8 protein-coding genes are annotated in these 14,023 nt (G+C 47.9%); 7 read left to right on the top strand and 1 reads right to left on the bottom strand.

Features of this window, described 5'->3' with window-relative positions; genetic code table 11:
• Positions 1 to 4: 4 nt before the first annotated feature.
• The 5 genes from aceE (at position 5) to B3850_RS01780 (ending at position 8,598) form a co-directional block, all read left to right on the top strand.
• Entirely contained in the window at positions 5 to 2,677 is a 2,673-nt protein-coding gene (gene aceE, locus B3850_RS01800; protein ID WP_286911295.1) for a pyruvate dehydrogenase (acetyl-transferring), homodimeric type, read from the top strand.
• Positions 2,678 to 2,689: 12 nt separating this feature from the next.
• Entirely contained in the window at positions 2,690 to 4,465 is a 1,776-nt protein-coding gene (gene aceF / locus B3850_RS01795) for a dihydrolipoyllysine-residue acetyltransferase (RefSeq protein WP_286911294.1), read from the top strand.
• A gap of 111 nt (positions 4,466 to 4,576) precedes the next feature.
• The gene (gene lpdA / locus B3850_RS01790; protein WP_126751976.1) at positions 4,577 to 6,004 is read left to right on the top strand and encodes a dihydrolipoyl dehydrogenase; all 1,428 of its coding nucleotides are present in this window, start codon (positions 4,577 to 4,579) and stop codon (positions 6,002 to 6,004) included.
• A gap of 133 nt (positions 6,005 to 6,137) precedes the next feature.
• Complete coding sequence (locus B3850_RS01785; RefSeq protein WP_286874493.1) at positions 6,138 to 8,207, top strand: M13 family metallopeptidase; 2,070 nt, start codon at positions 6,138 to 6,140, stop codon at positions 8,205 to 8,207.
• A 148-nt stretch (positions 8,208 to 8,355) separates the two neighbouring features.
• Positions 8,356 to 8,598 (top strand): hypothetical protein, encoded by a 243-nt coding sequence (locus B3850_RS01780; RefSeq protein ID WP_286874491.1) that lies wholly within the window; start codon positions 8,356 to 8,358, stop codon positions 8,596 to 8,598.
• Between the two features lie 225 nt (positions 8,599 to 8,823).
• Here the strand turns inward: B3850_RS01780 and B3850_RS01775 are convergent, their stop codons facing one another.
• On the bottom strand, positions 8,824 to 9,702 hold the full coding sequence (locus B3850_RS01775; protein ID WP_286874489.1) for a LysR family transcriptional regulator: 879 nt from the start codon (positions 9,700 to 9,702) through the stop codon (positions 8,824 to 8,826).
• Positions 9,703 to 9,804: 102 nt separating this feature from the next.
• On the opposite strand from B3850_RS01775, the gene B3850_RS01770 reads away from it, so the two are divergent.
• Together B3850_RS01770 and B3850_RS01765 are read left to right on the top strand one after the other, a co-directional pair.
• The gene (locus tag B3850_RS01770; protein ID WP_286874487.1) at positions 9,805 to 10,878 is read left to right on the top strand and encodes an efflux RND transporter periplasmic adaptor subunit; all 1,074 of its coding nucleotides are present in this window, start codon (positions 9,805 to 9,807) and stop codon (positions 10,876 to 10,878) included.
• Positions 10,878 to 13,925: an efflux RND transporter permease subunit gene (locus B3850_RS01765; RefSeq protein WP_286911320.1), complete on the top strand. Its 3,048-nt coding sequence runs from the start codon at positions 10,878 to 10,880 to the stop codon at positions 13,923 to 13,925. The genes B3850_RS01770 and B3850_RS01765 overlap by 1 nt, the downstream gene beginning before the upstream one ends.
• Positions 13,926 to 14,023: the final 98 nt, after the last annotated feature.

The raw sequence follows: 14,023 nt of genomic DNA, 5'->3' as shown, positions 1-14,023 counted from the left end.
TGCTATGAGTGATCAATTAACACAAGATGTCGACACACAGGAAACTCAGGAGTGGTTAGACGCTCTTGAAGGTGTGCTGGATGCCGAAGGTCCGGAGCGCGCCCACTTCCTGTTAGAGCAGTTAGTCGATAAGGCCCGCCGAAACGGGGCCTACCTGCCTTATAAGCCGACGACGGCTTACTTAAATACGATTCCTGCAAGTCAGGAACCCACCATGCCGGGTAACCAGACGCTGGAATCGCGTATTCGCTCAGCTATTCGCTGGAATGCTGCCATGATGGTATTGCGGGCATCAAAAAAAGGCGAAGAGCTGGGCGGGCACCTTGCCAGTTTCGCTTCTTCGGCCATGTTGTACGATGTGGGCTTTAACCACTTCTTCCGCGCACCAAGCGAAGGTGACGGTGGTGACTTCCTGTTTATTCAGGGCCATGTGTCACCGGGCATTTACGGTCGTGCTTTCATTGAAGGGCGTCTGACCGAAGAGCAACTCAATAACTTCCGTCAGGAAGTCGACGGTAAAGGCTTACCTTCCTACCCGCACCCGAACTTAATGCCGGACTTCTGGCAGTTCCCAACGGTGTCTATGGGCTTAGGTCCTATTCAGGCAATTTACTTAGCCCGCTTCCTCAAATATTTGACGGATCGGGGTATTAAAGACTGCTCAAAACAGCGCGTTTACTGCTTCTTAGGTGACGGTGAAACCGATGAGCCAGAGAGCCTGGGTGCTATTGGCCTGGCCGCGCGTGAAGAGTTAGACAACCTAACCTTTGTTATCAACTGTAACTTGCAGCGTTTAGACGGTCCGGTTCGCGGTAACGGTAAAATCATTCAGGAACTGGAAGGTAACTTCCACGGTGCAGGCTGGGAAGTGATTAAAGTGATTTGGGGTCGCTACTGGGATCCTCTGCTGTATCGCGATACCGAAGGTAAGCTGCAACAGCTAATGGAAGAAACCGTTGACGGTGACTACCAGAACTTTAAAGCCAAAGGCGGTAAATTCACGCGTGAAAACTTCTTTGGCAAGTACCCTGAAACCGAAGAAATGGTCGCCAACTTGTCTGATGAAGATATCTGGCGCCTGAACCGTGGTGGTCACGATCCGGTAAAAGTCTACTCGGCTTACCATAAAGCGGTAAACACCAAAGGGCGTCCACAGGTTATTTTGGCGAAAACTGTCAAAGGTTACGGTATGGGCGCAGCAGCTGAAGGGAAAAACATTGCCCACCAGGTTAAGAAAATGGATTTAGACGCGGTTAAGCACATGCGCGACCGTTTCAATATTCCGTTTGAAGACAAAGAGCTGGAAGACCTGCCGTACTACAAATTTGATGACGACAGTGATGAAATGAAGTACCTGAACGAGCGTCGCGAGAAGCTCGGTGGCTATATGCCGGTGCGTCGCCCGGAAACGGACGTGGAACTGGAGTTGCCTGCCTTGAAAGCGTTTGATGCGGTACTGAAAGGGTCAGGAGATCGTGAAATTTCTTCTACTATGGCCTTTGTTCGAGTTTTAACAGCGCTGTTGAAAGACAAGAAAATTGGCAAACGTATTGTGCCAATTATTCCGGACGAAGCCCGTACTTTTGGTATGGAAGGTCTGTTCCGTCAGGTGGGAATTTACTCTCATCATGGTCAAAAGTACACGCCGCAGGATAAAGACCAGGTGGCCTATTATCGCGAAGATAAAAAAGGCCAGGTTATTCAGGAAGGCATTAACGAATTGGGCGCAATGGCGTCATGGGTGGCAGCGGGTACCAGCTACTCGTTAAACAACGAGCCGATGATTCCGTTCTACATATACTACTCTATGTTTGGCTTCCAGCGCGTGGGTGACTTAGTCTGGGCCGCAGGGGACAGCCAAACTCGTGGATTTTTAGTGGGCGGTACGGCCGGACGCACCACGCTCAATGGTGAAGGTCTGCAGCACCAGGACGGACACAGTATGGTTCACTTTGGCACGGTGCCAAACTGCATTAGCTATGACCCGACTTACGGTTATGAAATTGCAGTTATCGTGCACGATGGCCTGAAGCGCATGTTTGGCGACCAGGAAAACGTGTTCTACTACATTACCGTCATGAACGAAAACTACCATCAGCCGGAAATTCCGGAAGGCGTCGAAGAAGGCATCATCAAAGGTATTTACGAGCTAGATAAGGTAAAAGCCAAGAAGAAAGCCAAAGGCGATGTGCAGCTCTTGGGTAGTGGTACTATTTTACAGCAGGTGCGCAAAGCGGCTGATATTCTTGCTGAGGACTACGACATTAACTCAACGGTATACAGCGTAACCTCGTTTAACGAGTTGGCGCGTGATGGTCTAGACACCGACCGTTGGAACATGCTGAATCCTGAGAAGAAAGAAAAAGAAGCCTACATTACGCAAGTGATGAAAAAGGCGAAAGGCCCTGCGGTTGCAGCAACCGATTATGTGAAGTTGTATGCTGATCAGGTCCGTGCATGGGTACCAACCTCATACCGTGTACTGGGTACCGACGGTTTTGGACGCTCGGACAGCCGCGCTAACTTGCGTAAGCACTTTGAAATTGACCCGCAATACATTGTTGTTGCGGCGTTAAAAGAGCTGGCAGACCAAGGTGATATCGATAAGAAAGTGGTAGCGAAAGCTATCAAAGATTACGGTATCGACACTGACAAACTTAACCCACGTTTGGCGTAAGGAGGTACTGAGATGGCCGATCAAATCGAACTCAAAGTCCCCGACGTGGGCGGTGAAGAAGTAGAAGTCATTGAAATTCTCGTCAGTGAAGGCGATACCGTTGAGCAAGAAGACGGTGTTGTTACTGTCGAGAGTGACAAAGCGTCAATGGATATTCCGGCGTCTTCGGGCGGTAAAATTACCGAGCTGAAGGTAAAAGTTGGCGACACCATCAGCGAAGGCGATGTGCTGGCGCTGATGGAAGCTTCCGGCGGATCCGACGATTCCGATGAGTCTGACAGCGATAAAGACGCTGAAGAGAAAACTGACGAGAAAGAAGCCGAGGACAAAGCTGAAGAATCGGAAGACAAACAGGAAGAAGAGAAAGAAGAGAAAGACGAAGACTCTGAGCCTGAGAAAAAATCTTCTGGTGGTGACAGTAAAGTCATCGATGTTGAAGTCCCGGATATTGGCGACGAAGAAGACGTCGAGATCATCGAGATTCTGGTTTCCAAAGGCGATTCAGTTTCAGCCGAAGATGGCTTAATTACGTTGGAGACGGATAAAGCCACCATGGATGTGCCTTGTCCACAAGACGGTGAAATTGAAGAGATGTTAGTCAATGTCGGCGATAAAGTGTCGCAGGGCTCTGTCATTGCCAAACTGAAAGTCTCTGGCGGTGCTGACGATTCTGAAGAGAAAGACTCGGCGAAAGAAGATAAGTCAGAGTCTGAGAAAGAATCTGACAGCCAATCTGATAAAAAGTCAGATGACAAAGGCGACAACGATCAGGAGAAAGAAAAAGGCAGCAGCGTTAAGCCAAGTAGCGAACGCCAACCGCCGGTGCCTGATCATCCGAGTCAGCGGAGTGACCGTAAAGAGGGCGTTCTTCATGCGTCTCCGGCGGTACGCCGTGTTGCGCGCGAGTTTGGTGTTGACTTGTCTCAAGTCAAAGGCTCCGGCCCTAAAGACCGTATACTCAAAGAGGACGTGCAGGATTTCGTTAAATACGAACTGTCCCGTCCGAAAGCGGTTGCCGGTGCAACAGGCCAGGGCGGTGGTGGACTGCAGGTGATTGACCCACCTAAGGTCGATTTCAGCAAATTCGGTGAAGTGGAAGAAGTTCAACTGTCGCGCATTCAGCGCAAGTCTGGACCGAACCTGCACCGCAACTGGGTGACCATTCCGCACGTGACACAATTTGACGAGGCGGATATCACCGAACTGGAAAAATTCCGTAAAGCCGAAAATGAAGTGGCGAAGAAGCAGGATTTAGGCTTCAAGATAACGCCGCTGGTGTTCATCATGAAAGCTTGTGCAAAAGCGCTGCGTGAATTCCCAACCTTTAACTCATCACTTTCTGAATCTGGTGAGTCGTTGTACATGAAAAAATATGTGCACATTGGTATTGCGGTAGATACACCTAACGGCTTAGTGGTTCCGGTTATTCGTGATGTTGATAAAAAAGGCATCTACGAGCTGTCTGAAGAGCTGGTTGAAATTAGTTCGAAAGCTCGCGACGGTAAGCTGAAAGCGTCGGATATGCAGGGTGGCTGCTTCTCGATTTCAAGCCTGGGCGGTATTGGCGGTACAGCCTTTACGCCAATTGTGAATGCGCCGGATGTGGCTATTCTTGGGGTTTCTCGAAACGAGATGAAGCCTAAATGGAATGGTCAGGAGTTTGAACCACGCTTAACCTTGCCATTGTCATTGTCTTACGACCACCGTGTTATTGACGGCGCCGAAGCAGCGCGCTTCACCGCCTACTTAAGCGGCGTGTTGGGAGATATACGCAAATTGGTGCTTTAAGCACCAATTTGGGCAGGAAATACGAATTAATTCGCGCTACAATAGCGCCACATTTAGCGTTGATTGACCTCGGCTGGTGGCTCAACCGGCCGTGACAAAGAAGGGGTTAACATGAGCGACAAAATTAAAACGCAAGTAGTAGTGTTGGGTGCAGGGCCAGGCGGTTATTCAGCTGCTTTCCGTGCTGCTGACCTGGGTATGGATGTAGTTCTGGTTGAACGTTACAACACTTTGGGCGGTGTTTGCCTGAACGTTGGCTGTATTCCATCAAAAGCACTACTGCACTTAGCTAAGCATATTGAAGATGCAAAGCACTTAGCTGACGAAGGCATAGACTTCGGTAAGCCCAAAATTGACCTGGATAAAATCCGTAAACACAAAGAGAAAGTCGTGGGTCAATTAACGGGCGGTCTTGGACAAATGTCTAAGATGCGTAAAGTAAAAGTGGTTAATGGCTTAGGTAAGTTTACCGGTAGCAACACCTTGAAAGTTGAAGGCGATGACGGCGCTACTGAAATTGAATTCGATAACGCGATTATCGCAGCGGGTTCTCAAGCTATTAAACTGCCGTTTATTCCTCATGATGACGAGCGCATCTGGGACTCGACTGACGCTCTTGAACTGAAAGAAGTTCCTGAGAAACTGTTGCTGTTAGGCGGCGGTATCATTGCTCTGGAAATGGGGACGGTATACAGCGCTTTAGGTTCTAAAGTTGATGTCGTAGAAATGACTGATCAGCTTGTGCCACCAGCAGACAAAGACATTATTAAGAACTTCAACAAGCAAATGAAAGGCAAGTTCGAAAATGTCATGCTGAGCACTAAAGCAACGAACGTTGAAGCGAAGAAAGACGGCGTTTACGTGACTTTTGAAGGCGACAAAGCACCGAAAGAGCCGGTTAAATATGACGCCGTCTTGGTTGCTGTTGGCCGTGCGCCAAATGGTAACAAGCTGGATGCGGACAAAGCGGGTGTTAACGTTGATGACCGTGGCTTTATTAAAGTCGACAGCCAAATGCGTACTAACGTTGATCACATCTTTGCTATTGGCGACATTGTGGGTCAACCAATGCTGGCGCATAAAGCGGTACATGAGTCTCACGTTGCGGCAGAAGTTATCTCTGGTAAGAAGCACTTCTTCGAACCAAAAGTTATCCCTTCTATCATGTACACAGACCCAGAAGTTGCATGGGCGGGTGTTACTGAGAAAGAAGCGAAAGAGCAAGGCATTGAATATGATGTTGTGACTTTCCCATGGTCTGCATCTGGCCGAGCTATCGCTTCAAATGCACAACAGGGTATGACTAAGCTTATCTTCGATAAAAACAACCGTATTATTGGCGGTGCTATGTGTGGTAGCAACGCTGGTGAGTTGTTGGGCGAAGTTTGCTTAGCCATTGAAATGGGCTGTGATGCAGAAGACATCGCGTTGACGGTTCACGCTCACCCAACTTTGCATGAGTCTGTTGGCTTAGCCGCAGAAATTCAGGAAGGGTCAATTACCGATATGCCGAACCCTAAGGCGAAAAAGAAGAAGTAACATTTTGTTACGATAAATCATCGGTAAAACGGCTACATTCACCGCGAATGTGGCCGTTTTTTTTGCGCTGAATTTCACAATGCGCTAGTTTAATGGGGCTAAAATAATGAACACTATAAAAAGGTGACGACCAATGAAAAAATTGACCGCTGTAGCGCTAGGCGTATCTATGGCATTGACTCTGGGAGCCTGCTCTCCGCAGCAAGAGCAAAATAACCAGCAGTCTCAACAAGCAGAAGAAACCCAACAGCAACTCACGTCGGGCGTTATTCTTGAAAACTTTGATCACAGCGTTAAACCACAAAATGACTTGTATCGCTATGTAAACGGCAGCTGGATCGAGAAGACAGAAATCCCTTCAGATCGCTCTTCTATCGGGGCGTTTTACGATTTGCGTGAAATGAACCAGAAGCGTTTGCGCGACATTATTGAAGGTGCTGCAGCAGCTAACCCAGAGCCAGGTACTCCTGAGCGTAAAATTGGTGATTTCTTTAATGCTTATATGGACACTGAAACGCTGAACGAACTTGGCGCTAAGCCAATTGCCAGTGACTTAGAGGCGATTCAGGCACTAGATAGCCATGAAGCTGTCGCTGAGCACATGGCGCGCATGTTCCGTAGCGGTGTGTCTATTCCATTTGGTTTCTATGTGTACCCGGATGCGAAAGACCCGCAAACCAACGCAATGTATATGTACCAAGCGGGTCTTGGCTTGCCGGACCGTGACTACTACTTAAAAGACGAAGAGAAGTTTGAAGACATTCGTTCTGAATACGTCAGCTACATTACAGATATTCTGGGAATGGTGGGTTTGGAGAACACGGATGAAGCCGCGGAACGTATCCTGGATTTGGAAACTAAGCTTGCTGAAGTTCAGTGGAGCCGTGTTGAAAGCCGCAATGCCGACAAAACCTACAACAAGAAAACGGCAGACGAAGTATCGGGAATGTTCGCCAACTTTGACTTCAAACGTTTTATAGAAACGTCTGAGTTGTCACATGTTGAAGAAATGGTCATCCGTCAGCCGTCATTCTTCGAAGACTTTGGCAATATGTTTGCTGACGTCGATTTACAAACCTGGCAGGACTACTTAAGTCTGCGTTTGGTTAACGAATATGCGTCGGCTCTTAGCGAAGAAATCAGCCAGCGTCGCTTTGATTTCTACGGCACGGTTTTACGGGGTACACCAGAGCAAGAGCCTCGCTGGAAGCGTGCGGTTGATGCTACCAACAGTGTTCTTGGCGAAGTTTTAGGTCAGGTTTACGTTAAGGAATACTTCCCGCCAGAAGCGAAAGAAAAAATGGAAGGTCTTATTGAAAACCTGCGTGATGCGTACGGCGAGTCCATCAAGAACCTTGAGTGGATGACCGAAGAAACCAAAGAGAAAGCGTTAGAAAAACTCGCTAAGTTTGACCCGAAAGTGGGTTATCCAAACGAGTGGCGTGATTACAGTGAGTTGGAAATTTCTGCGACTGACTTAATTAGCAACTACAAAGCTTACGCTGAGTTCAACTACCAGGAAGAAATTGCCAAAATTGGTGGCCCAGTTGACGAAGAAGACTGGGGTATGACACCACAGACAGTCAATGCTTACTACAGCCCGGTACGTAACGAAATCGTATTCCCGGCGGGTATTTTACAGCCTCCGTTCTTTGATATGGACGCTGAAATGGCCGTGAATTACGGTGGTATCGGTGCGGTTATTGGTCACGAAATGGGTCATGGTTTCGACGACCAGGGCTCTAAATACGACGGTGACGGCAACCTGCAAAGCTGGTGGACAGAAGCTGACCGTAAAGCGTTTGATGAGCGTGGTCAGAAATTGTCTGAACAATTTAGTCAGTACGAACCTATTGAAGGTTTGAACGTGAATGGTGACCTGACGCTAGGTGAAAACATTGGTGACTTAGCTGGCCTGACTATCGCTTATGAAGCGTACAAAATGTCGCTGGACGGCGAAAAAGCGCCCGTACTGGACGGTTTCACTGGCAGCCAGCGCGTGTTCATTGGCTGGGCACAAGTATGGCGTGGTAAATACCGCGAAGACGCTATTCGTCAGCAAGTTATGAGTGACCCTCACTCGCCGGCTGAATATCGTGTCAACGGAACTGTTGTTAACGTACCTGCGTTTTACGAAGCCTTTGAAGTAAAAGAAGGTGATGAGCTGTATGTAGCACCGGAAAATAGAGTGACTATCTGGTAATATTCACTTTATGAAAACGCTAACGGTAATTTTGACATTAATAACTGTGCTTTTGGTGGGGAACTATTCCTCACCAATGGCACATGCTATGCCAATGTCGGATGCCGTTAGCGCTTCTTCAGAGGACACTATGTTGCCGTAACATAGCATGCAGCAACATGACTGTTGTGATGACGCTGATATGGATATGGCCGAGCAGCAAAAAAACTGCGACGAGGAAAGCTCATTTTGCCAGCATTGTGAACAACACTGTGCTGGCCAAATTGGCTTAACGAATGTCTTTAATTTTATTGGCAGTACACACCCTACTCAAAACTACTCAATGAGCGAGTTGTCCTTGTGGCAACGCACCGAACGCTTAATCAGACCGCCTAGACTGATAACTGTATAGATTTTTATACCCGCTTTATAAAAAGGATTATTGTTGTCAGAGTTTTTAGGTGGTAACCCATGAGAATTTTATTATTAGCCTTTATTGTGCTGGTTTTTAGTACATAAGATAATCCTCATAATTAACTTTTAGTTAACATTTAATCATGACTTATTATCTTCTGCAAACTCGCAGTTTTCTTAATCTTACCCTCAGTATTCTGGTGTGAATGTCATGCAGACATCGTCAGGCAAAACTTTCCCAGATGGCATTGGCAGCAGGGCCTAAAGTACGGTTCGCAGAGCGCACTAGGTGTATCTCCAGACTTACCTGTTGGATGAATCCGGGAATGGTAATTTCAACCAGTTTGCCCTGCTTAATGGCATTATGTGCAATGTGTTTTGGAATAATTCCCCACCCAAAGCCTGCCTTTAACAGTTCAAATTGAGTATTCACTTCATTCACTCTTATGCGCTGTTGGCTGGGCAAGCGTAGTACTGCATCTAAGTTAATGCCGATTTCTAAGTTTTGTGGAATTAGCATCGGAAGTTCAAGCAAGTCCTGTCGGCTTGAAGGCATACGTCCGAAGTCATCGACTAAAGAAGATGCAATGGCGACAGTAAGCTCAAATGGTGCGACAGGTAGAGTTTCAAAGTCGCCATACTGACGAAATAAGGGCAACCACGGGCATAATGCTAAATCAGCGGAGCCGTTATCTATTCGTTTTAGGGCCCGCATTTGCGACTCGCCGTCAATGTGAACTTCGGTGGCGGGGTAATGCTGCTGTATGTGTTCAATACTTGGCAGCCATAACTTACTGTCACAGGTGTGGTCATAACAAAGGGTTAATAAAGGCTCTGCGCCGTATTTCAGTTGTTCGGTCAGTGACTGCAGACGCTCTTGCTGACGCACAACTTCTTCCGCCTGTCTTAAAAAATGTTGGCCTTGCTCGGTAAGCTGCAGGCGATATCCGCTTCGATTAAACAACGCAAAGCCGGCACTGTCTTCCAGCTTTTTCAGTGCCATACTGACAGCAGATTGTGTGCGGTTTAAGTGATCGGCTGATTTTTGCAGGCTGCCAAATTCAGCAACGGCAATGAGCATTTTTAGGTGCGATAAATTCATTAAATTATACTGATTAAGTTTTTAATTTTAATTCAATATAATTGTAACTGTACGTGCAGTAAACTAATTATCAATTCATAGTTCGTCATTAGGAAAATACGCATGCGTTGGCTTGTTATCACATCCCTTGTGTTATTCATGGTTGCTTGTAGTGAGGCACCAGCAGAAGCAGAGAAAACTGATGAGGCTCGTCCGGTTAAGCTACTTACAGTGATCGAAAATAACGGCGCCAAACTGCGTGAATTCCCCGGTGTGGTTGAAGCCGCAAAAGTGGCGCAGTTGACATTTCGGGTTGCCGGCGAAATTACGGAATTACCTGTTCGTCCGGGAGCCGAAGTGAAACAGGGCGACCTTATTGCTCGCCTTGATCCAACCGATTACCAACTTGCTGTGGATCAGGCTAAAGCTCAATATGAGTTGGCGGCATCTCAGTATGAAAGGAACAAGGTCTTGGTCAATGAAGGTGTGATGTCAGAAGCGCAGTTTGACCAAATTGAGTCACAACGGGCGGTGGCTAAGTCGAACTATGAAACGGCTAAAGCGAACCTGGAATACACTGAGTTACGGGCCCCTTTTGATGGCGTGATAGCGAGTTTAGCGGTTGAAGCTTATGAAAATATTCAACCGAAACAACCCATAGTCACCTTGCAAATTAATAACGCGATTGATGTCAGTATTCAGGTACCGGAGAAACTGTTCGCCAGAGTCAAAAAGCAAACTGACTATGAACCTATGATTCGCTTTGACGCAGCTCCTGAGTTCCAATTCAGGGCTCACTTGAAGGAATGGGACTCGCAAGCCGACCCGGCAACCAATACGTATGAGGTGGTTTTTACTCTGCCTAAACCCGACAACCTGAATGTTCTTCCGGGCATGACTGCAACGGTCATTGTGGATATGGCTCAAGTTCTGCGCTCAACAATTACCGGTATGTTGGTGCCAACAAAAGCGGTGTTTACTAATGGCAGCAATACAGAGCAGCCGCCGTCTTATGTGTGGGTAGTGGCGGAAGACATGTCCGTTGAAAGACGCAAAGTGGTTGTCGGTACCGCGACCAATGATGGCCTGACAATTGTCAGTGGACTAAAAGAAGGCGAAACCATTGTTATTGCGGGAGTCCATCAGCTTCGTGAAGGCCAGAAAGTTCGTGAATGGCAACGCGAACGGGGGCTGTAATGGATATCGCTCGCTATAGCATGACCCGCAAAACAACCAGCTGGATGTTTCTTCTGCTGTTGTTGGTCGGAGGAATTGTCGCACTAACTCAGTTGGGTCGCCTGGAAGACCCTGAGTTCACCATAAAACAAGCGATGGTCATAACACCGTACTCGGGCGCGTCGGCTCAACAAGTGGAAGAGGAAGTCACGTATCGTCTGGAGAATGCGATTCAGGAACTGAGCTACGTGGATAATATCCGCTCGATATCGAAGCCCGGGCTGTCGCAAATTACGGTGGAGATGAAGAGCACTTATAGAGCGGATGACCTGGAGCAGATTTGGGATGAACTTCGACGCAAAGTGAATGACACTAAGCGTCAGCTTCCTCCAGGCACAGGCGAGCCTATTGTTCGTGATGACTTTTCCGACGTTTATGGCGTGATGCTGGCTATCACTGGGCCTGACTATTCCTACAAAGATATCGAGCACTACGCCGACTTTTTGCGAAGAGAACTGGTTCTCGTTGAAGGCGTTGGCAAGGTCTTGCTGTCAGGAGAGCGCCAGGAGCAGGTTATTGTTGAGGTCTCTCGGGCACAACTGGGGAATTTTGGTATACCGCCAAAACAGATTGCGAATTTGCTGCAAACACAAAATGCCGTCGCAAATGCAGGGCGCGTAACCATTAATGAAGAGTCGATGCGTATCGCTACCAATGGCGAATTTTCCTCTGTTGAGGACATGGAAAAATTGGTCATTAGTAACCCCGGAGCCAGCGAACGTATCTACTTACGCGATGTTGCCAACATTTATCGTGAGACAAAAGATATTCCGGATCATGTTGTTCGCTACAATGGTAAGCCCGCACTTTGGTTGGCATTGTCGTTCGCCGATGATGTGAACGTCGTGGAAGTTGGTGAACGCCTTGAGCAGCGTTTGAGTGAACTTTCCTACGCTCAGCCAATTGGTATGAACGTTGAACGTATTTACGATCAACCTCACGAAGTTGAAAACTCCGTTAACAACTTTTTGCTGAACTTAGTCGAAGCGGTCGCTATTGTCGTTGTAGCGCTGCTGCTGTCTATGGGTTTTAGAAGTGGCCTGCTGATTGGCTCTGTGCTGTTATTAACGGTGCTTGGTACCTTTATTTTTATGCGTCTTGGCGATATTAACCTGCAGCGGGTGTCGCTAGGCGCACTGATTATCGCTCTGGGTATGTTGGTCGATAATGCCATTGTTATTGCTGACGGCATGATGGTCGGCATGCGCCGGGGACAAAACAAAGTGCAAGCCGCGACGCAGGTGGTCAAACAAAATCAATGGCCGCTGCTAGGGGCTACTGTCATTGGCATTATCGCTTTTGCACCAATTGGCCTTTCGTCTGACGCCACTGGCGAGTTCGCTGGTAGCTTGTTCTGGGTCTTGCTGATTTCCTTGCTGCTTAGTTGGGTGACGGCTCTAACCTTGATTCCTTTTTTAGCTGATAGGCTATATTCGGAAAAAGACATTGGCGATGAAAACGACGATGCCTTTAAGCACCCACTTTATGTAAAGTACCGCAGTGCGTTGCGTGTTTGCCTGAGACATCGCGTGATTAGCATGCTGGCCATGGTCATTATGTTGGTTTTAGCTGTTGTCGGTTTTGGTCAGGTAAAACAGGCCTTTTTCCCGCCATCTACTACGCCACTGTTTTATGTGGACTTATGGTATCCACAAGGCACGGACATTCGTCATACCGAACAGGATTCAAAACGCCTCGAAGACTACTTGCTGGACAAACAGGAGGTGGTTTCGGTCGCAACAACCGTCGGCCAGGGAGCACCGCGCTTCACACTGACTTATTTGGTCGAAAAAAGCTATGAAAGCTACGCTCAGTTGCTGGTGCGTGTAAACGACAAAGAGGCGATGTCGCCACTTATGGCGGATATTCGGGAACGTATAAAAAACGCTCACCCTGACGTTGAAGATAAGCTGATTAGGGTCGAAATAGGACCTGCAACGCCGGCGAAAATTGAGGCACGCTTTTCAGGACCGGATATTCAGGTGTTACGTCAGTTGAGCGAAAAAGCGCAGGCGATAATGCGTGACGATGCAGGTGCCGTCAATATTCGTTCTGACTGGCGACAGCGCACTAAGTTATTGCAGCCGGAATATGACGAAGCGGCCGGACGACGTGCGGGCATTACTAAAGAAGACGTGAATAACGTTTTGCTGGGTAACTTTGTCGGCCAGCAAATTGGGGTTTATCGCGACGGAACCGACCTTTTACCAATAGTGAAGCGAGCGCCGGCGGCAGAGCGTGTTGATCTTAACAACTGGCAGGAACTGCAAATCTATAGTCCGGTACTCGATAGGTTTATACCGCTGGCGCAGGTGGTTAGAAGTATTGATACCACCTGGGAAGACCCGTTAATACTGCGTCGCGATAGAAAGCGCACACTGACGGTCATGGCTGACCACGATATTTTGGGTAGCGAAACCGCAGCTCAGGTATTTGAACGTGTGCGCCCGAAAGTAGAAGCTATCGAATTGCCGTTGGGCTACGAGCTCAGCTGGGGTGGTGAGCATGAAGCATCAAACAAGGCTCAGAAGGCGTTATTTGGGGCATTGCCGCTGGGCTTTTTGGTGATGTTTATTATTACTGTGTTGCTATTTAACAGCATCCGTCATGCCGCTGTGCTTTGGACAACGGTACCGCTGTCGATAATTGGTGTGACGGTTGGTTTATTGTTATTGAATAAACCTTTTGGATTTATGGCACTGTTAGGCTTTTTAAGCTTGTCCGGCATGCTTATTAAAAATGGAGTGGTATTACTGGAGCAGGTTAACGTAGAGCTTGAGACTGGTAAGTCACGAGTCGATGCGCTAGTTGAGGCCGCTGTTAGCCGTGTCAGGCCGGTCGGTATGGCGGCAGCGACAACCATCCTGGGTATGTTGCCGCTGCTGTTTGACGACTTCTTTGCCAGCATGGCGACGGTTATCATGTTCGGCCTTGGTTTTGCGACAGTACTGACGCTGTTTGTGGTACCGGTTATGTATGCCATTGTGCAAAAAGTGGAGCGCCCTTAATCAGGGCGCAATCAGCCAGCGCATTCATCTTATTTATACCCTGAATTATCTGATTTATAGTCCTCTCGCATGGGAATTTAAGCGCAAAATCCGTATAA

The sequence above is a fragment of the Idiomarina sp. UBA4520 genome, assembly GCF_002388365.1.
In the GTDB taxonomy this organism is placed as follows: Bacteria; Pseudomonadota; Gammaproteobacteria; order Enterobacterales; family Alteromonadaceae; genus Idiomarina; species Idiomarina zobellii.
This window is presented reverse-complemented; position numbering and strand designations above follow the sequence as displayed.